Annotated in this window: 18 protein-coding genes; 9 read left to right on the top strand and 9 right to left on the bottom strand. The window is 62.5% G+C overall.

What is annotated here, in order from left to right:
- Positions 1–54: 54 nt before the first annotated feature.
- Positions 55–1041, top strand: a complete 987-nt coding sequence (locus HBF24_RS02175; RefSeq protein WP_167168222.1) for an alpha/beta hydrolase — start codon at positions 55–57, stop codon at positions 1039–1041.
- Between the two features lie 100 nt (positions 1042–1141).
- Here HBF24_RS02175 and HBF24_RS02180 read toward each other — a convergent pair whose 3' ends face one another.
- The 7 genes from HBF24_RS02180 to HBF24_RS02210 all read right to left on the bottom strand — a co-directional run bounded on the left by HBF24_RS02180 (position 1142) and on the right by HBF24_RS02210 (position 6900).
- The gene (locus HBF24_RS02180; RefSeq protein ID WP_167168224.1) at positions 1142–1780 is read right to left on the bottom strand and encodes a hypothetical protein; all 639 of its coding nucleotides are present in this window, start codon (positions 1778–1780) and stop codon (positions 1142–1144) included.
- Between the two features lie 1066 nt (positions 1781–2846).
- The gene (locus HBF24_RS02185) at positions 2847–4262 is read right to left on the bottom strand and encodes an FAD/NAD(P)-binding protein (protein WP_167168227.1); all 1416 of its coding nucleotides are present in this window, start codon (positions 4260–4262) and stop codon (positions 2847–2849) included.
- 72 nt (positions 4263–4334) lie between these two features.
- Positions 4335–4922, bottom strand: coding sequence for a cysteine dioxygenase family protein (locus tag HBF24_RS02190; RefSeq protein WP_167168230.1), 588 nt, complete (start codon positions 4920–4922; stop codon positions 4335–4337).
- A 259-nt stretch (positions 4923–5181) separates the two neighbouring features.
- Positions 5182–5388: an asparagine synthase-related protein gene (locus HBF24_RS02195; protein ID WP_167168233.1), complete on the bottom strand. Its 207-nt coding sequence runs from the start codon at positions 5386–5388 to the stop codon at positions 5182–5184.
- A gap of 9 nt (positions 5389–5397) precedes the next feature.
- Positions 5398–6024 carry a hypothetical protein gene (locus HBF24_RS02200; protein WP_167168236.1) on the bottom strand — a complete coding sequence of 209 codons (627 nt, stop codon included), beginning with the start codon at positions 6022–6024 and terminating at the stop codon, positions 5398–5400.
- Complete coding sequence (locus tag HBF24_RS02205) at positions 6024–6710, bottom strand: lasso peptide biosynthesis B2 protein (protein ID WP_167168238.1); 687 nt, start codon at positions 6708–6710, stop codon at positions 6024–6026. Before HBF24_RS02205 ends, HBF24_RS02200 begins: the two co-directional genes overlap by 1 nt.
- A 49-nt stretch (positions 6711–6759) precedes the next feature.
- Entirely contained in the window at positions 6760–6900 is a 141-nt protein-coding gene (locus tag HBF24_RS02210) for a benenodin family lasso peptide (RefSeq protein WP_167168241.1), read from the bottom strand.
- A gap of 356 nt (positions 6901–7256) precedes the next feature.
- Here HBF24_RS02210 and HBF24_RS02215 point away from each other — a divergent pair, with 356 nt between their 5' ends.
- Complete coding sequence (locus HBF24_RS02215; RefSeq protein ID WP_167168244.1) at positions 7257–7829, top strand: TetR/AcrR family transcriptional regulator; 573 nt, start codon at positions 7257–7259, stop codon at positions 7827–7829.
- A 5-nt stretch (positions 7830–7834) separates the two neighbouring features.
- On the top strand, positions 7835–8797 hold the full coding sequence (locus HBF24_RS02220) for an NAD-dependent epimerase/dehydratase family protein (protein WP_167168247.1): 963 nt from the start codon (positions 7835–7837) through the stop codon (positions 8795–8797).
- 125 nt (positions 8798–8922) lie between these two features.
- On the opposite strand, the gene HBF24_RS02225 is transcribed toward HBF24_RS02220, so the two are convergent.
- Positions 8923–9549: a GntR family transcriptional regulator gene (locus HBF24_RS02225; protein WP_167168250.1), complete on the bottom strand. Its 627-nt coding sequence runs from the start codon at positions 9547–9549 to the stop codon at positions 8923–8925.
- Between the two features lie 417 nt (positions 9550–9966).
- On the opposite strand from HBF24_RS02225, the gene HBF24_RS02230 reads away from it, so the two are divergent.
- The gene (locus tag HBF24_RS02230; protein ID WP_167168252.1) at positions 9967–11718 is read left to right on the top strand and encodes a methyl-accepting chemotaxis protein; all 1752 of its coding nucleotides are present in this window, start codon (positions 9967–9969) and stop codon (positions 11716–11718) included.
- Between the two features lie 250 nt (positions 11719–11968).
- On the opposite strand, the gene HBF24_RS02235 is transcribed toward HBF24_RS02230, so the two are convergent.
- Entirely contained in the window at positions 11969–12715 is a 747-nt protein-coding gene (locus HBF24_RS02235; protein WP_167168255.1) for a glucose 1-dehydrogenase, read from the bottom strand.
- Between the two features lie 94 nt (positions 12716–12809).
- On the opposite strand from HBF24_RS02235, the gene HBF24_RS02240 reads away from it, so the two are divergent.
- The 5 genes from HBF24_RS02240 (at position 12810) to HBF24_RS02260 (ending at position 18262) form a co-directional block, all read left to right on the top strand.
- Positions 12810–13163: a helix-turn-helix domain-containing protein gene (locus HBF24_RS02240; protein WP_167168258.1), complete on the top strand. Its 354-nt coding sequence runs from the start codon at positions 12810–12812 to the stop codon at positions 13161–13163.
- 253 nt (positions 13164–13416) lie between these two features.
- Positions 13417–13779, top strand: a complete 363-nt coding sequence (locus HBF24_RS02245; RefSeq protein WP_167168261.1) for a metalloregulator ArsR/SmtB family transcription factor — start codon at positions 13417–13419, stop codon at positions 13777–13779.
- Positions 13757–14257: an SRPBCC family protein gene (locus tag HBF24_RS02250; RefSeq protein ID WP_167168264.1), complete on the top strand. Its 501-nt coding sequence runs from the start codon at positions 13757–13759 to the stop codon at positions 14255–14257. The genes HBF24_RS02245 and HBF24_RS02250 overlap by 23 nt, the downstream gene beginning before the upstream one ends.
- 276 nt (positions 14258–14533) lie before the next feature.
- Complete coding sequence (locus tag HBF24_RS02255; protein ID WP_167168267.1) at positions 14534–15622, top strand: serine hydrolase domain-containing protein; 1089 nt, start codon at positions 14534–14536, stop codon at positions 15620–15622.
- A gap of 282 nt (positions 15623–15904) precedes the next feature.
- Positions 15905–18262, top strand: coding sequence for a glycoside hydrolase family 15 protein (locus tag HBF24_RS02260; protein WP_167168270.1), 2358 nt, complete (start codon positions 15905–15907; stop codon positions 18260–18262).
- Positions 18263–18498 lie beyond the last annotated feature (236 nt).

Raw genomic sequence — 18498 nt, forward strand, 5'->3', positions numbered from 1 at the left:
CAGTGTTTCGCGGCTGCGAAGATAGCTGACCTATAAAAAGACAGAGCAGGAAAAATGAGCGAACCCGAGCGCTGCGCAAAGATCCCCGAGCGAACGATAGCCGCTCCCCAGTCCATAAGCGCCGAAGCCAGAGCGGCCTTGTCGCGTCTTGTCGATGAGTCCGGGCAGCCACTGAATGCACGCCACGAGATGCCCTCTCCGGATGACTTCGCGGGGTGGATGGCGATGAAGGCAGCGGCGGAGGCGCACTATGCCGAGGCGGTTAAAGGATTGGCGGGGAATCTGCACTCCGCGCTCGAAACCGTCGCTGTCGAACAGGCAACGATCCACATCGCGACGCCGCAGGCTCCTATTGATGAAAGCGCTGCCGTGATCGATCTTCATGGCGGCGCCTTGGTGGTTGGTGGCGGAGAGGCTTGTCGCGTGGGCGCGCGCCGGGCGGCCGACCTGCACGGCGTGCGCTGCTACGGCGTCGATTACCGGATGCCCCCTGAGCATCCTTATCCGGCTGCCCTCGACGATTGCATGGCTTCGTATCGCTTCGTTCTTGATCGCCATGCGTCCGAGCGCGTTGTCATTTGCGGGCGATCGGCAGGCGGAAACCTTGCGGCTGCCATGCTGCTGCGGGCGAAGGATGAAGGCTTGCCGATGCCTGCCGGCCTGGTGTTGCTGTCACCCGAAGTGGATCTGACCGAAGCAGGGGACAGCTTTCAGACCAACCAGATGGTAGACCTCGTGTTGCCTCGCCCACTCATGTCCAACAACCTGCTTTACGCAGGCGGCGCGAATCTTGCCGATCCCTACCTGTCACCGTTGTTCGGTGATCTGCGTGGCTTTCCGCCAGCATTTCTGCAGACAGGCACACGTGACCTGTTTCTGTCGAACACCGTCCGCATGCATCGCGCGTTGCACAAGGCTGGCGTAGCAACCGAGCTTCATGTTTTTGAAGCCATGCCCCACGGCGGCTTCATGGGCGGGACGCCCGAGGACCAGGAGCTCGAGGCGGAAATTCGCCGGTTCGTCCGGGCACGTTGGGGTTGAGTTGATGCGCGAGTAAAAGCGCAGCAGCGTGCATTTTCCATCCGAAGCTCCGTACCGCACTCATGGCTTTCCAAACGGGGGCGGGTTCACTTGCGTTTGTTCACCTTAAGGCTGCGCGGGAAAGTGAACCTGTCCCCGTTCTCTTGCGCCGCGCCGTATCCACCCCCAGAAGACCGGCTGCCAGAAGTGCCAACGCGGGGAATAGGTCGGGCTCGGGGACTGGCACCGGTGGTGGCACCGAGTCAGTCACCCAGTATCCGGTGGCGCCGGAACAGCCTTCGTCGTAACACCCCCATGAAGGGTCGTCCGCACGGAAGTCACGGACTGTCCACAGCTGGTTGCGACCTCCCATGTAGTAACTGACTTGGCCATCATTGACGTACATGCCGCCTGTCAGGTACTCGCCGAACTGGACATCTGTTTCCAGTTCCCATGTCCATGGCTGGTGATTTCCAGACGGCGGTGTCATCAAAGCGGTCGATGAAAAAAAGGCGATGATGGGCGCCCCTGGATTGGGATACCCGTAGTAGCTGTAGTTCATGCTGCCCGCTTTGAACGCTTCGTCCGTTACTTCCAGCCACAGGTCGAAAGCACAGCAGGCCCCATCTGGCGCCGTGTTTGGCACCTTGTCGTTCACTGGCTGCCACGTATAGATCACCGAGGCGTCGGCTTTCGGGTTCATTGAACCGAGCAGCAATGCTGCGGCGCTGAGAAGCGTCGCAATGCGTGTCATCTTCATGGCGTCCTCCGGGCTGCCTTCACGACGATGCGTGTGCTGACAAGGGGACGCTGGCCGGTTCAGGTCGCGCGAGTATTGATTGGGGTCAATGTTTGTTTCCAACCGGGGATCAAGGCATTGGCCGGACTTCCTGCATTGCAGGGCCCGCCGGGCTGGATGCTGGCCACATTTGCAGGTACGTCTCGGATTAACCGAGGCGGCCGTCGCCTGACGCCGCCGCAATCCATGCCGGTCAATGCGCCCCTGGGCTGTGGCCAGAAGTGAACCTGACCCCGTTCTGCCAGATGCATGGTGCGGCATGGCCACACCGTCGGCGCGTCCGAGCTGCCTGTTCCTACCGTATGTTTTCGATTTACCCGAGGTCAGCACGGTAAGGCTGACGGCGGCGGACTTGCGGCGCTCCAGCACCTGCGCGCTGGCATGGCCGGTGCCGTCCGGCGGCCAGGCACATGCCGTTTGCCGGCAATGGCAAGCGGGTATCGGCGGGCGACCTGGACCAGGCACAAGAAGGAGACCGCGTCATCGGCCTGCTGGCCTGACGTATGTGTCGGCGTGAGCCTGACGCGCTGTCGGATCAGACCTGACTCGGCGGCTTTGCAAGTGTGGGTTTGAAACGGCGTCGCGTATGTAGGCCTTCGCTGACGCGGCCGTCAGTGACATCTGCACTTTTCCGTCGGCGGAGATACCAAAAGCGTGTTTCACCCACCTTGAATCTGGACAGGATTCACGCCCGATGCTGATGCCGCTTCCGGAGCAGGAATACATGTTCTCGCTTGGCTATGCCATCCCGCTGATGCCCAACCATCGCGCGGACCTGTACGTGTTTCCCGATTAGCCACGCAACAAGTTTCGGTCTCGGCACAAGCTGGCGGTGTACCAACGGAACCGGGATGGGTGCCGGTTCTGGCTGCATGGCTGCGAGGACCCGGCGCCTTCCAGGCGGACGCAATATGCACGCTGGCGAATGATGCGCCAGCGTGTGGAATAAGCGGGCGTGGGCGTTCCATCCGCCTATGCCGGTGGCGCACGGATGCTGTCGTCATGTTCCTGAGCTATGGCGTGGTGACTACGCAGGCGATGCGTCACCTGCCAAGTGCGGTGGGTTTACGGTGTCTTGGCTCTGGCCCGATTGCAGCGCGCCCGCCAACGCTTTCGCGGCCACGCGGATCTCCGGCATGGCCGTGCACTCCCATTGGGAACCGCGCAGCAGCGACCCGATGGCATACAGCCGGCCCATCGCGCGGCCCTGGGCGTTTATCAGCGCCCCGTTGGGTAGCGCGGCCAAGCCCAGCTGCAGGGGATCGGCACGGACCAGGCCGTCCTCGATGAGCTGCGACAGCAGCGGGTGGCGCGTATAGCCCACCGTGGTATCAAGCCCGGTGGCCTGGACTACGACATCTGCTGGCAGTGTGCTGTGAACCTGCGTGGCTCGGTGGCGCACGTGGACCTGAAGGTTGTCCTCGCCATCCACCTTGAGCACGCGCGCCGCATGCACTTGCAGGCGCTTGTTGTCGATCAATCGCTGGATGGCATCAGCCGAGCCCGGCGCCATGCGATGGCGGCCGGCTTCCCACAACCAGCGCAGGCGATGCAGGAACTGCCTGCGTTGCTCCAGCGTCATCGACTGCCACAGACGCGCGTTGATGGGCCGCATGCCATCAAGGAGGCTGCGCCAGTCACTGGTGGGGGCTTCGTGCATGGCTCGGCGAAACTGGCGCAGCATCGCCAACGGGCCATGGCAGGCCAGCAACCTGGCGTTGAGCCGGGCCTGGTGTGGGCATGGCGCCAGCGGCTCGACAGGGTGCCGAAACGGCAGCTGGCCGTGCCGGGACACCGCTACAAGCTCGGCGTGCGGCCAGCGCGATGCGGCCGACAGCAGGGTGTCGACGGCGGTCAAACCCGTGCCGATCACCACATAGCGGCGGGGCGCGTTTTCAAGCTCAGGCGGGCGCCATGGGTCGACGACGTAGCGTCCACTTGCCAAGGCTCGCTGCGTCACGGCCCGCAGCGGGCGCGGCGACAGGGCGCCCAGGGCCAGTACCACCGAATGCGCCTGGATACGATGGCCTGAGGCCAGCTGCACCACCAGGGAACCATCCGGCAAGGCCTGGATACGTTCGGCCGATGGTTCGTGCACCTGGAAATGCCGTCCGCGGATCCGCGCCTCTTCCATCCGCCCCTGTATCTGCGCTTCGATGAAGTCACCAAACAGCCCACGGGGCAGGAAGTCCGCGCCGGACACGCCCGCGCGGTGGCGCATGGCATGTTGCAGGAATTGCTCTTCGTGCTCGGCGAACAGGCCCATGCCCGAGGCGCGTACGTTGAGAAGATGCTGCTCGTTGTCTGTGGCGTAGGCAATACCACGGCCGGTGGCCTGACCGCCGGTGACCCAATGCACCGTGCCGACGGCGGTGGCCTGCAGCAGTTCACCAAATACGGCCGAGCCGGCCGCGCCACCGCCGATGATCGCGATGTTGTACATGGTTTGACTCTCATGTTCGGTCGCGGACACGTCGCCCTCATGGGCAACGGCGCTTGTGCTGAAAACCCTGGCTCAGGCGAACGTGTGTTCGCTCAGCGCCGATGGCGTACCCGTGGTCCAGTGGCCGCGAGTGTCCTTTTGGAATACTTGGTAGCGCTGCAGATCGCCGCCGTAGACATGCAGCGACAGCGCGGTCCGGTGCAGGGATGCGTTGCGGCATTGATGCGCGTAGTCGGCCCCACTGAACATGGTGTGGTCGCCGATGCCGAGCACAGTGGTGTCTTTGTGCACCAACTGAGGTTGTGCCGACGTGGTGAGCTGATAGGAGGTCACTTCCAGCACGCCATCGAGCACCAGTTCGATGCCCCATAGTCCGTCATGATCGTGGATGGGCGTGGTGTAGCCGGCGGGCCAGACGATCAGCAGCACGCTGTATCCGGTGTCTGCCGGGTCGGCCAGCGGCAGGCGGTGTAAGCGCCCGGATTCAATGGACCGGTCCATCTGATTGGCACGAGGGCATCCCTCCCAGCGGACGGCCGACGTCAGTGCCTCAGCCAAGCCAGGACGCCTCACGGGAGGTGCCGGGTCCAGGCAGTCGGCCATGGTCTGAAGCACGCGGTGCGTCCAGTCCTGGGTGATCGAATCGAACATGCTTTTCATGATCTTTCCTGGGTCAATGGGCCCAGGGTCGAATCAAGCATCACGCTCATAAAAGGCTTGTTAGCAGGAAATCTCGGTTTTGCAGGCGAAGGCGGGATGAATGATCAGCTTAAGCAGGGAAGTCATTGAATAAATAGATATTTGTAAGATATATGGAGTTCCATTCATACATAAAAAATATAAAAGATTAGGAAATCCGTCTTACCGCAAGGCGCTGCGTATGGATGGCCGTTCCTTGGTGCGAAAAGCGCAGGCCGGGTCAGGCGTGATTGCGCACCCAGATCTCGATCATGCACAAGTCGAACAGGCGGCCCTCGCCGTGGCGAGGTTTTGGCCCTGGGTTATCCACATCCAACAGGCAGCCTCCAACAATCGACGAATCCAGCCCGCCGGAAAGCTCCAGTAGCACGTGGCGATCGGTTTCGGCCTTGGCCTGGACGGCTGTTGTGATGGCCTCCCGCAGCATGAGCGCGGCCTAGGTAGGGTCGGTTTGCCGCTGCGTTTCGGCGACGAATTGCCACGGTGACCAGGCAAGGTGGGTGGCGGTATTTCCTGCATCGACCGCAAGCAGACACCCCGGCAGCAATTCACGCACGTCGACAAGGCCGGTGCGGGAGATCTTCATGTGCGGATGGCGTACGTTGTGTCGCACGAATTCCTCGTCGATGCAGTCCCGGTACAGACCAAGGCCAGATGCCAGCGCCAGGTCGCCAGTGATGAATCCATGACCCTGCGCAAGGTCATAGACGCACGCCAGGCCCCCCGATGGATCGCGCATCACGGTGAAGCCCCCGGAGCTGGACTCGACCGGCTGAAACAACAGGTATTTGCCCCAGAGCTGCTCAAGCAGTTGCTGCCGGAACCTGGCGGGTGTTGGCGCGGCGGGCAGGTCCATGGGATTCACCACGGGGCGTCCGTGCCTGTCATAAAGTTCGCCGAGCAGCAGGCCACCGCCGGGCAGCGTCATTACGGGTGCTTCTCTGGCGGCGAACACCATCATGTGGCCAACCTGTCCCCGATAACTCATGCGCTGGGTGGCCAGTGTGCTGACGTATTGTTCTCCGAAAGCCTTGGCGGTCAAGGCGATATAGCGGTGGCTCATCAGATCACCTGGGTCGGGACGTGGGCTTGCGTGGTGCCCAGGGCTCCGTTCAACACCCATGAGCCGTGTTGAACCCATGCGTGGGCGGAGAATGGATCGGCAGCGATGCTCAACACGAGCCGAGCGTGCAGGCCGTGGGCGGCGAGAAAGCGGACCATCGCCAGCGGGTCGATCAGGCGGCGCGTGGGGATGGGCACGAAAGGACGCCCGCGATGGCATTGCATGGACGCTTCCAGCGGGCGCTGGTGGTAGCGGGCATCATCGTCGCCGGGTGGTAAAGCGTTCCGCTGCCGGTAGCCGCTCAAGGTCGTGAGAATGGACTTCAGGGGCCGCGTGTTCAGTTGCCTGCGTATCGCCGCGACGCTGAGAAACCCCTGGCTTGCCGCCGGGACCGAAGCTGGGATGTCGGCGTTGGGCACTTCAAGCGCGCCATGCCTGGGCGCCATGGTCTTGGTGGTGGCGCACGAGGTGGGCACCTCGGGGGAGAACACACCACGCTCGATCAGTGGAGCGACATCGACGTCCGTTCCATCGACGTCCGTTCGGTTGGGGGTGTCCAGGTAATCGCGCAACTGACGTTTCAGCGCCTGGCACCGCTGAAAATATCGGTCCTTCCGGATGTCGAGGACAAACAGTCGACCGTCCAGTTGGCAGAACGAAAGGTCTTCACCCAGATAGCCGATCATCGTCGTGGCCCAGGAAAAAGGGACGCGCCCAGTGACGCGTCCCAAGGGGTCAGCTTTCGGAAATACCCATGACCTGGGTGCCACCGATGGCCTCATCGTTACCGAGGCCGCCCTGGGTATCGACGCTGGCCAAGCCGAGTTCGATCACGTCTTCCGACGCCTGGGTGCGGGTGTCTTGGTGGGCGTTCATATCAGTCTCCTACTGTTGGCGTCGTCGCGGCTCCATGGCGAGGGCAACGTAGGAAGCAAATATTTTAATTATCAATTAATTATCTGATAATTATTTACGCAGTGTGACGCCCGTCACAGCTGAAGTCGTGATGCGTTCAACCGTCGTTGCAGGCTTTCAGAGCGAGGAAGTTGGCTGCCGAACCCACGCGGTTGTCATCAACGAGTGAGCATCCCGTCTGGTTTGAGTCACCGGCCCAGAATGGAGTCGAGCGGACACTGACAGTGGGGTTCCGGCGATCATTCGAAGCACAAGTGGCGACTGCAATTTATATATCATCGCTATACGGCTGATTGTATCGCCGCTATAGTTCATGCATGAACATGCGTGCCGCTTTGCTTACTGCTGCTTTGAAGGTGCTCGAGAACGAAGGCGAGGCTCGGTTCTCGACGCGTGCCGTTTGTCACTTGGCCAAGGTCACCGCCCCCACGCTCTATCACCACTACGGGAGTGCTGATGGGCTGTTGAGCGCAGCGATGACGGAGGCGTTCTCCCAGTTTCTGGCCAGCAAGAAAGCGGCAGCGAAGTCCAGCGATCCGGTCGTTGCCCTGCGAGAGGGTTGGGATGACTACGTCCGCTTCGCTGCGGCGCGTCCTCGCATCTATGCCGCGATGATGAGTCGTGTCCTTCAGGGCGCCCAGATTCCGGCGGCCCAGCAGGCGTTCGCGCTTCTGCTCGAGCGCATTTCAACCATTCAAGATGAGGGGCGGCTTGCACTTGAAGTCGAGGTTGCCGCTGACCTGATGTGGGCGTCGGCGAACGCTGCGTCGCAACTGTATGTAACGGCCCAACTGCGTGGCACCGAGCCACCCACCAAGGGCGTTCTCGAGGCCATTTGCGCAAACGCATTGAGCGCCATCCTGGTTCCAGCTGCTGTATCGGAGGGCTGATCGCCATGCGTATTCTTGTCACGGGAGGCACCGGTTTTCTTGGTGGCTACTTGATCCGGCAACTTGCACAAGCGGGCCACCAGGTGATTGCCCTGACTCGCTCATCGGCGTCTCATGGGCCGCTGCGGGCATTGGGCGCCTCCCCGGTCGATGGCGACCTTGCGAGCACGGGGCCACCATCGCTCCCGGCGATTGATGCTGTCGTGCATGCAGCGGCACTGTTTCGGTTTTCCGGACCGCGCGAACCGTTTTTCCGTACCAATGTGGACGGTACCGGCAGGTTGCTGGCATGGGCCAAGGAGGCCGGCGCGAAGGTTTTCATCTACATCAGTGCGGCAGGCATCATCATGGATGAAGCTGGCACGCCCGTGCATGGTGCCGATGAGCAGGCAGCGACATTCCCGGACCATTTCTCGGCTTACCTGGCAAGCAAGGCACAGGCGGAATCGATGGTGTTGATGGCCAACATGCCAGGTTTCCGCACGCTGGCGCTTCGTCCGCCGGCGTTATGGGGCCCTGGTGACCCATTTAGCCGGGCGCTACCTCAGGCCATCGACTCTGGACGGTTTGCCTTCGTCGACCGAGGTGACTATGCCTTCGACACCTGCCATGTCGACAATGTGGTCGAAGCGGTCCAATGTGCTCTGCAGCACGGCGAGGGTGGGCGCGCCTTTTTCATCACCGATCAAGAGCCACTGACGTTTCGCCAGTTTGTTGCCTCGCTCGCCAGCATCCAGGGCAGGTCCATCGAGCACGTGCGTTCAATCTCCTACGGCATGGCATCGACGCTTGGTCGCATGATGGATGCAATCTGGTCCATCGCGCGTAAAAGCGGCGATCCTCCGATTTCCCGTTCCATGATGCGTATGATCGGGCGCGAGTTCAGTGTCAGCGATCAGGCCGCGCGCTGCGAGCTCGATTATGTCGGGCGAACGTCTCGCGCCATGGGATTGCGCGGCTATGGATAGTCAAGCCGGCTTCGATGGGCGCCGAAGCAAGGCGATCTTTCGGGCTCTTGTTAGAGCCTGGCTTGAATTGTTCCAGCCCCAGGGGGGCAAGCCGATACCGCTTCTCCAGCAGGCGATGAGAGCCTTTAGTGAAGGTCTTCTGCACGCTCACTGAGCAGGCTCACAATGCAGGGAACCAGCTTTTTGCGATGCTCGTGATAGTCCCGGAGCGCAGACTTCAAGGCAGGTATATCGCTCTTCTGCCAGCAGGTCATCAGCTGCGACAGTTCGTCCTGGGTTTGCTTGACCAGGCTTTGCTTGGCACGGCGCACGGGCGCCAGGCGGTCGTTGGCGTGGCAAATGGCGCGCTGCAAGGAGTCATGCATGGTCGCGCGGGCCATCGCATCGAACAGCTGCCATGTCCGTTTGGCCATGTCACCGTTGAGCGTTGCATCCGACGTGCCGTGCCTGTGCTCAGCCGACGCCAGGTTCCTGTCGCAGGCCATCAGCAGCAGGCGTTCCATCCAGTCGTACAGGTCGCGCAGGGCGACTTCATTGAGCAACGGTACCTGTAGTCCACCGCGGGCATGGTCGGCGACCAGACCTTCGCCCACCAGGCGGTACAACGCGAACCGGACTGGCGTGGGACTGGTACGGAACTGGGTGGCGAGCATGGCCGGATCAATGCGTTGGCCAGGAGCGTAGTGCCCTGATCGAAGGTGGCATTTAACCTGCCGGTATACCAGGGCGCTTTTGGAGTAGGACGTGTTCATCGCGGGACTTCATGTCTGCGGATATCACTCCATTCAAGAATGCGTCTCATATCTATGTCCGCGCAAGACCGTCGACCGAGCCGCGTAGGTTTAGACGTGAAGCCGGTCGCTTTACGCCGTGCTGCTTGCCGGTGGTGCTGCGGGCCCTCTGGGCGTGCATGCGTTGGCCATGAAGGGGCGGCGCCTTGTCAGGTTCGTGTTTCAGCGCATCGCTGCGGTTTGGGATTTCATCCCAGATATTACCGAAACCTTACGAAATGCCTAAACTTCCTGGATGTTCGGCCGATAAGTCGATTAGGCCCTTCCCGCACAGCCGATGGTTGCGGGGGCCATCTCCCCTGGAGAGATCAAGGACGAGCCGGCGATGCAGGCAGCTATAGCCGCCAAGGGTGTCCTTATAAAATCGGGGGGAGCTTTATGCTCAAGCTCAGACTGAGTGTTAAGTACAAGATCAGCCTGGCCATGGCGGCCTGCGCGGTCGTTCTTGTGGCCATCGGTGGGACCGCGTTTTGGGCGTCTCATCGGCTCAATAGTCAGATTGAGGGCATTTACAATTCCAACGTCATGCCCCTGCGCTTGCTCAGCGAGGTGCGCAAGCATGTGGCTGGCAATCGCGATGCGATCCTGGTGGCGGAAATTGACCCAAAGGCCGACATCACGACGCTCGCGCAGACTTTCCAGACTCACGATAACGCCCGTTCCAAGGCCTGGGCGGGCTATTATCCGGAGCGTGTCACCGACCCGGCGGAGTTGGCGAAGGCCAAGAAGTACCTTACGGCTCAATCGGCCTACGAGGCGGCGCAAGACCGCGTTTTGGCGGTGTTTCAGAGCGGCGATCGAGCGGGCGCGGTAGCCCTGGCCCGTAGCGAACTGCGCACGCTTTATCCAGTGGTTATCGGTGCTCTTGATAGCCTGGTGGATATCAATGTGGATGAAGCCAACCGTGCCAAGGGTGCGGCGACGGTTGTCTACAGCGACACCCGTGTGGCCCAAGCCGTGCTGCTGGTGGCGGGACTGGTCGTTTTTGCGCTCATCGCGTTCGGTTTGATCAGGATGATCATTCGCCCGCTGTTTCGCGCCGCCGGTTTGGCGCAAGCGATTACGGCAGGCCGTCTTGGCAACTCGGTCGATGTGGAAGGGCACGACGAATTCGCCCAATTGCTGCGCAGCCTCAGGCAGATGGACCTGACACTCAGTCGGATTGTCGGCGAGGTGCGCGAGAGCTCGGCGTCGGTGAGTGAATCGGCGCGTCAGATTGCCCTGGGCAACGATGACTTGAGTCAGCGTACCCAGTCCCAGGCGGCCAGCCTGGAGGAGACTGCGTCGGCCATGGAAGAAATGACCGCGACAGTCAAACAGAACTCCGACAGCGTAAGTGCTGCCAGCCAATTGGCCACCGGTGCTCGTACACATGCCGAACGTGGCGGAGAGGTGGTCTCGCGGGCGATATCGGCCATGGAAGACATCAGCACTTCCAGCCGGCATATTGCCGATATCGTGGGGTTGATCGACGAAATCGCCTTCCAGACCAACCTGCTGGCGCTCAATGCAGCGGTGGAGGCCGCGCGCGCTGGCGATCAGGGACGAGGCTTTGCCGTGGTGGCCTCGGAAGTACGCGGCCTGGCGCAGCGAAGCGCTGCCGCGGCCAAGGAGATCAAGGAGCTGATCACCCATAGCGTGGCCAAGGTGAAGGTCGGCGGTGAGCTGGTTGGCGAGAGTGGCGAAGTGCTCTCCGAGATTGTCGAAAGCGTCAAGAAGGTCACGGAGATCGTCGCCGAGATTGCCGCGGCCAGTCAGCAGCAGTCGACCGGTATTGACGAGGTCAATACCTCGGTCATGCGCATGGACGAGACCACGCAGCAAAACGCGGCGCTGGTCGAGCAGGCGGCCGCCGCCAGCCGCTCCATGGAGGAACAGGCCAACCGGCTGATTGAGCAGGTCGCCTTCTTCCGTACCAGTGACACCCTCGCGGCAGGTGAAGGGCACGAGACCTCCCGCCGTCGCGCCGTCGATGCGTCCGACATGGCGCGGACGGCAACGCCGACTGCGGCGCATGGGGAGAGAGGTATGGCGCACGGACGGATGCTCAGTCACTCACATCAGAGCGGCCATCGTTCCCGCGACCATGAGAGTGCAGGCACCGACGCAGACGCATGGGCATCGTTCTGAATTGATGCCCAAGCTTTTCGGTGCACCCAGGAGTGGTCATGGGGCGCTCTGGGGTTGGAGCGAACCGACTGGGCGGCTCGTGTCCGCCCTTGTGGAGCTGGGTGTCTGCAGGTTCTGGCCAGGGAAGGCCCTTTGCTGGCGCGTGCGTACCCAAGCTCAGCGTGTATTAGCGTTGGCGCTGCCGTGGGTACGCGGCGTGGTGCGACCGGCACGCGTTGGCGCGCGCCGGTCGTTGTTGCGGGTTACCGGGTCAGCGCAGACCGCCGCCGGCGAAAATCTTTTCACCGGTGAGCCAGTAGGATGCATCCGATGCCAGGAAGGTGACGATCGAGGCGATGTCCTGTGGTTGGCCGAGGCGGCCAAGCGGGGTTTGCGAGACGATGCCTGTCTGCATCTCCGAGCCGATGAAACCGGCCGTGTGTGTGCCCTCGGTTTCCACCATGCCGGGGTTCACGGCATTGACGCGGATCTGGCGCGGTCCCAGCTCCTGCGACAGCACGCCGGTGATGGCGTCCACCGCTCCCTTGGTACCCGTATAGACGGCGCTGGCCGCCGGCACCGAGCGCGACACCACCGAACCGATGTTGATGATGCTGCCACCGTCGTGCATGTGCGCGGCGGCGGCCTGGGTCACTTGCAGCAGGCCCAGCACGTTGATGTTGAACTGGCGGTGGAATTCCTCGGCGGTGATGTCGGCCAGGGCGCCGAATGCGTACACGCCGGAGTTGTTGACCAGCACGTCCAGCCTGCCGAACGTGTCCACGGCGGCGTCGACAATACCCTTGGCCTGGGCGGCGTTGGACACGTCGCCCTTGACGGCGACGGCCTTGCCACCGCCCGCTTCGATGTCCGCGACCACGGCATCGGCACCAGCCTTGCTGGACGCGTAGTTGACCACAACCGATGCGCCGGCCGCGGCCAGTGAGCGGGCGATGGCCGCGCCGATGCCCTTGGATGCGCCGGTGACGACGGCGACTTTGCCTTCAAGCGTGTTCATGGGGATTTCCTGTGGCGGATGAGAGGTTGTTGTTCCGAAGTTCGTAAATTATGAACTATAGAACTGTAAATCAAGGCTTGCTACGCTTTCCCTTATGAAACCGCTGGTTCACCCGTCCATCGACGATGTCACCGTGGAGGGCATTCTGCATGCCCTTTCCGACCCGGTGCGCACGGCGATTTACCTGGGCATGGTCGATGCGGGCTGTGCGCAGACGTGCTCGACGTTCCAGCAGGTGAGCGACCGCGCCATCCCCAAGTCGACGCTGTCGCAGCATTTCCGCACGCTGCGCGAGGCCGGCCTGATCCGCAGCGAGCGGCAGGGCGTGGAAATGCGCAATACCACGCGCTGCGCGGAGATCGAGCAGCGCTTTCCGGGGCTGCTGTCGGCGATCATGGCGGCCTACCGCGCCCAGGCCGCGAAGGAATCCACCCACAGCGCAGATTGATGCGGTGAGATGGCGTCGACGTCACTGGCGCCGACGGAACCTTCCTCCGGTGCCCGGTGGCTTATTGCCGTGGGGCAAGTTCAGGCCGGGTGCCGTGGGGCGAGTCTTCTCATGATTTCCGGTTTGTCTTTCCTTATGGCCCTTGGCGTGGCTGGGAGATACCGGTGTCTCGTCGTTTGCGGTGCTGATTAGCGCCGGGGGCGTTTTCGAAATCTTCTTGCACGCGGCTGATGGCGCCTATACAGTGAACCATATGGTTCAGTATAAGGCCCGTCTCGACACAACCTTCGCCGCGCTCTCCGATGTCACCCGGCGCGGTGTGCTGGAGCAACTGGGACGTTCAGACGCCTCGATTACTGATCTTGCCCAGCGGTTCCAGATGACCCTGACGGGCATGAAGAAGCATGTCAGTGTCCTGGAGCAGGCGGGGCTTGTGACCACGGAAAAGGTCGGGCGTGTACGAACCTGCCGGCTGGGACCGCGCCGGCTGGAAGAAGAGGCGGCGTGGATCGAGCAACACCGCCAGCTCTGGAGCGCGCGTTTCGACGCGCTGGATGAGGTTGTTGAAGACTTGAACCGGAAGGAGAAGGCACATGCCAGTCGCAAAAGAAGGTAGTTCCGCTGCCACGAACCGCACCGTCGTGGAACGCAAGTCCGACCGCGAACTTGTCGTGACGCGAACGTTCAACGCCCCGGTGCACATCGTTTTCGAGGCCTGGAGCCGAGCCGAACTGTTCGCGCGTTGGTGGGTCCCGAAGTCGGTGAGCCTGACGCTACTGTCGTGCGACATGGATGTTCGCACCGGGGGCACGTACCGGCTGGTGTTTCGCCATCCGATGAGCGAAGAGCCGATGGCGTTCTTCGGCACGTACCAGGAGGTGACGCCGAATGAGCGTATCGTCTGGACGAACGAGGAAAGCGGCGAGGGCGCCGTGACCACGGTGACGTTCCAGGAACGCGCCGGCAAGACGCAGGTGACCTTCCACGAACGCTATCCCACCACTGCGGCCCTGGAAGAAGCTCTCGCCGGTTCGGCCGAAGGCTTGCCCGAGCAGTTTGCGCAGCTCGATGAGCTGCTCGCAGGCAGTTCCTGACCAGATAGCGTTTACCGAAGGTATGGAAGCGCGACGGTGGCTGTGTGTTCACCGTCGCGCGGGTGCATTCCACGTTGCGTGAGGACGACGTGCTGACACGTCATTGCTGCGATCCGATGCGGCCCGAGGTGGTCCAATGCTTTCTTGCCGCGGGGCTATCAACGGCCGGTCGGCGCGACGCGGCCACCTGAGTCCCCGGACCGCCACCTCCAGCATGTATGCTCAGGTTTCCGCCAAGTCTGGCGATGATGCGTGCCGATGCACGGAAGCCGCCGAATGAACGTCGACAAGAAACGCATCATCCGCATCCTGCGCGTTGTCATGCCTCTGGTGGCACTGGTGTGCATCGTGACGCTGCCACCGTGGGCGGGCATCAAGGCCTGGTTGTCGCCGTTACCCGATAGCGTTCAGCAGCAGGTCGATGACGCCGTGCACGATGGGCTGGATGGCGTCATCGTGTATGTCGATCAGGGTGGCAGGGCACCCCGGCTATACGCGGCTGGCTGGAAGGATGCCGCGCATCGGGTGCCGGCCGATCCGCACGCGCTTTTCAAGATCGCCAGTATCAGCAAGCTGTACATCGCCGCGGCGACGGTCAAGTTGGTGCACCGGCATGTCCTTTCGCTGGATGACACGCTGGCCCAGCGGCTGCCGGAACTGGCCGGCCACATTGCCAACGCCGATCGCATCACTTTGCGCATGCTGCTGCAGCATCGCAGTGGCATTCCCAATTTCGTCGACGCTGACGGTTTCGATTGGGCGCGGCGACAGGCCGATTCCAACGACAATCTGAAACTGGTACTGGACAAGCCGGCCGACTTTGCGCCGGGTGAGCGTCGCCGTTACTCCAACACCAACTACCTGCTGATCGGCGCCATCCTCGACCGGGCACTGGGTTACAGCCACCAACGCTATATCCAGCAAGAGTTGCTAAAGCCGCTGGGGTTGAACCACACCTATGGTTCGCTGCGCGATGTGAACCCCGCCGACCTGGCCAGTGGCCATCAGCACGGGATCGACGCGGACCTGAAAACGCTGGACTTTGAAACGCCCGGCGGTTCGATGGTGGCTACGGCGCGTGATGTCGGAGTCTTCGTGCGGGCTCTGAACGATGGCAGTCTGTTCGACCCCGAGGAGCGGGCTCTTTATGCCTCGGTCTATGAATACGGACATGCCGGCTGGCTACCGGGCTACCACAGCATTGCGCGCTATCACCGCGACATCGACACGGTCGTGGTCGAGTTCGTGAGCACCACCGGCGGTGATCGGGAGCTGCTGACCAATGTCGTCTACAAGCGGATAGTCCGTATCCTGCGGCGGCAAGCGCACGCGAAGATGGACCCGATGCCTGCCCCTTCAGCGTAGTTGAACGCCTGGACCTGCTCGACAAGGTTGGTGTGCGTCGAGGCCTGCGCTCCGCTCCAGCGGCTCAGGGCGCATTCTGCCGCCAGCTGTGTGCGGCAGACGTCCAGCCCAGACATGAGGGGAAACACGCGGCCACCGCGGGAGGTGCCGCAAAGGCGGCTGTCTGTGCGTGGTCAGCATCGTTTTCGGTGATGCGTTGTGAGCCAGCCGCGGTGTATGGTTCCAGCGTGCGGACAGCGCGTCGACCACCGCGGGCGGGCCGCGCATCGAGGAGTACGTGCAATGTCCGATCAGGCACCCCGGGCCTCTTGGCGCCACCCCGTCTGGTCGACGGCGCGAAAGGATGGCGTGGGCACGGCGCTAGGCACTTCCCGACTATGGTTCACCGTGGGCTCGGGCATTGTCACTGAAGTCTATTATCCGCGCATCGATATTCCGCAGGTCCGCGATCTGGGCTTCATCGTCGCTGATGACAACGGCTACTGGCGGGAGCTCAAGGCACGGCCTGAGGCCGAGATATCGTTCCAGGATGCTGACGTGCCTTTGCCGTCGGTGCGGCACCACTGCGACCGGTTTACCTTCTCGATGCAGGTATGCGTGGACCCCCGGCGCGATGTGTTGCTGGTGGACTATGTGCTGGAAGGGGATCCGGCACTTCGCCCCTATCTGCTATGCGCTGCACGGCTTGGTGAGGATGCCGCCAATAACCTGGCATGGGTTGGGGCGTGGGCTGGCAGACGCGTGCTGTGGGCCGAGCAGGGACCGTTCGGACTGGCCCTGGCTTGCCGTGATGCGGAAGGAAGCTGCGCACTCGGCCGCAGCTCGGTCGGCGAGGTGGGCGCCAGCGATCTGTGGCAGGACTTTCACCTGCACGGCCGCATGCGCGCGCACTACGAGCATGCCGGACCTGGTGAACTGGCCATGGGCGGGGAGTTGCCTCGTCGTGGCACGATTGCCCTGGGCCTGAGCACCAGCAAGGAGTCGGCGGCCACGCTGGCGTGGTCTTCGCTGACAGAGGGCTTTGCCCCGGTGAGCGATGCCTACCGCCGGGAGTGGCATGCATGGCGTCACCAGTGCCTTCCGCCCGAGCCGGTGCTGCAGGCGTTGAGCGAGCCGGCAAGGCTGCTTTACCGGCGCTCGGGCCTGGTACTTCGCTGCCACGAGGATCGGACGTTTCCGGGGGCCATGGTGGCCAGTCTTTCCATCCCCTGGGGCGAGGCCAGCGACAGCCGCGGCGGGTATCACCTGGTGTGGTCCAGGGATCTGGTGGAATCGGCCGGCGCGCTTCTGGCGGTCGGCGCCGTGCAGCAGGCACGCGATGTTCTGAGTTATCTCATCAGCACGCAACAGGCCGATGGCCACTGGCTACAGAATCAATGGCTGGGTGGAAAGCCATTCTGGCAGGGCGTACAGCTGGACGAGACGGCCTTTCCGGTGTTGCTGGCGGCGGCGCTGAGCGGGCAGGGCGCGCTTGCCGACGTGGCCGTGCATGACATGATCTGGCGGGCACTGAAGTTCATCATTGCGCATGGACCTGCCACTGTGCAGGACCGCTGGGAGGAAGACAGTGGCGTCAATACCTTCACGCTGGCCGTGGTGATTGCGGCCCTGGTGGAGGGCAGCCAGTTTCTGCAGGGCGAGGCCAGGGCATGTGCGCTGATGGTGGCCGATGACTGGAATGCGCGCCTGGAGGATTGGACCTTCGTGGATGGCAGCGCGCTGGCCGCTCGACATGGTGCGCGCGGATATTACATGCGCATCAGCCCGGCCGGCGTGCTGCTCAACGAGGCGGCCAAGGACGAATGGCTGCTGATCAAGAATCGCGCGGAAGATCCCCATTTATCGGCCGACCAGCAGGTGGGAACGGATTTTCTGCAGTTGGTTCGCTATGGCCTGCGTGCCGCGGATGCCCCGGCCGTTGTCGATTCGATAAAGGTGATGGACGGATTGCTAAAGACCGACACACCATGCGGGGCGGTCTGGCATCGATATACGGGAGACGGTTATGGCGAGCATGTTGATGGTGCGCCCTTCGACGGCACCGGCATCGGTCGGGGATGGCCTTTGCTGGTCGGTGAGCGCGGTCATTACGCGGCAGCGGCCGGGGATGACGTGTTGCCGTACATCGAGACCATGGCGCGGATGACTGGCGCTGGCGGTTTGCTGCCCGAGCAGGTCTGGGACGACGCTCCCATCCCGGACCGGGGGCTGTATCCGGGGCAGCCCAGCGGTTCGGCGATGCCATTGGTCTGGGCGCACGCGGAGTTCATCAAATTGTGTCACAGCCGTGTTCTGGGTTATCCGGTGGATCGACCAGCGGCGACCTGGGCACGCTATCAGGGGCAACGTCCGCAACCGGGCTTCCGTCTCTGGCGATTTCAGCAACGGCCCAGTGTCATTGGCGCCGGTCAGGAGCTGCGCGTGTTGCTGGATGCGCCTTTCACCTTGCACTGGGGCGTCGATGGCTGGCGGGACATCCAGGATGTGGCCTCCAGCGACTGGCAGTTCGGACATGTTGCGACCATCCCTGCGCTTGCCAAAGGCAAAGCCTCCCGGCTGCAATTCACGTTCCGCTGGCAGGAAAGTGGCCAATGGCAGGGTGAGGATTTTGAAGTCGGGATTGAGGCCGAGCCGTCCTGAGCCGGCGTACTGGCGCAGCCGAGGCTGGCGAGGGCAAGCGCAAGGACGATGGTCTGCCTGTTCATGGCGTCACTCCGGCTGGGGAGTGGTGCCGGTCCGGATCGCCCGCCGCTGGCGCTGCATAGGCGCAAGGTGGACGACAAAACCATGCAGATCCGAGCGCGAAGACGCCACGGATACCTGCAAACGATGGCGGGTAGTGACCGTGCGACATCGTAGATACGACCCGCTCCGTC

Source organism: Oleiagrimonas sp. C23AA (assembly GCF_011759385.1).
GTDB lineage: Bacteria > Pseudomonadota > Gammaproteobacteria > Xanthomonadales > Rhodanobacteraceae > Oleiagrimonas.

Coding starts and splice junctions, on each gene's coding strand:
- HBF24_RS02235 (WP_167168255.1), bottom strand. CDS start 12,715: ATGAACACGCTTGAAGGCAAAGTCGCCGTCGTCACCGGCGCATCCAAG.
- HBF24_RS02200 (WP_167168236.1), bottom strand. CDS start 6,024: ATGAGCCACCGCTATATCGCCTTGACCGCCAAGGCTTTCGGAGAACAA.
- HBF24_RS02205 (WP_167168238.1), bottom strand. CDS start 6,710: ATGATCGGCTATCTGGGTGAAGACCTTTCGTTCTGCCAACTGGACGGT.
- HBF24_RS02250 (WP_167168264.1), top strand. CDS start 13,757: ATGCCAGTCGCAAAAGAAGGTAGTTCCGCTGCCACGAACCGCACCGTC.
- HBF24_RS02190 (WP_167168230.1), bottom strand. CDS start 4,922: ATGAAAAGCATGTTCGATTCGATCACCCAGGACTGGACGCACCGCGTG.
- HBF24_RS02185 (WP_167168227.1), bottom strand. CDS start 4,262: ATGTACAACATCGCGATCATCGGCGGTGGCGCGGCCGGCTCGGCCGTA.
- HBF24_RS02245 (WP_167168261.1), top strand. CDS start 13,417: ATGGTTCAGTATAAGGCCCGTCTCGACACAACCTTCGCCGCGCTCTCC.
- HBF24_RS02220 (WP_167168247.1), top strand. CDS start 7,835: ATGCGTATTCTTGTCACGGGAGGCACCGGTTTTCTTGGTGGCTACTTG.
- HBF24_RS02215 (WP_167168244.1), top strand. CDS start 7,257: ATGAACATGCGTGCCGCTTTGCTTACTGCTGCTTTGAAGGTGCTCGAG.
- HBF24_RS02230 (WP_167168252.1), top strand. CDS start 9,967: ATGCTCAAGCTCAGACTGAGTGTTAAGTACAAGATCAGCCTGGCCATG.
- HBF24_RS02180 (WP_167168224.1), bottom strand. CDS start 1,780: ATGAAGATGACACGCATTGCGACGCTTCTCAGCGCCGCAGCATTGCTG.
- HBF24_RS02195 (WP_167168233.1), bottom strand. CDS start 5,388: ATGCTGCGGGAGGCCATCACAACAGCCGTCCAGGCCAAGGCCGAAACC.
- HBF24_RS02260 (WP_167168270.1), top strand. CDS start 15,905: ATGTCCGATCAGGCACCCCGGGCCTCTTGGCGCCACCCCGTCTGGTCG.
- HBF24_RS02225 (WP_167168250.1), bottom strand. CDS start 9,549: ATGAACACGTCCTACTCCAAAAGCGCCCTGGTATACCGGCAGGTTAAA.
- HBF24_RS02175 (WP_167168222.1), top strand. CDS start 55: ATGAGCGAACCCGAGCGCTGCGCAAAGATCCCCGAGCGAACGATAGCC.
- HBF24_RS02255 (WP_167168267.1), top strand. CDS start 14,534: ATGAACGTCGACAAGAAACGCATCATCCGCATCCTGCGCGTTGTCATG.
- HBF24_RS02240 (WP_167168258.1), top strand. CDS start 12,810: ATGAAACCGCTGGTTCACCCGTCCATCGACGATGTCACCGTGGAGGGC.
- HBF24_RS02210 (WP_167168241.1), bottom strand. CDS start 6,900: ATGAACGCCCACCAAGACACCCGCACCCAGGCGTCGGAAGACGTGATC.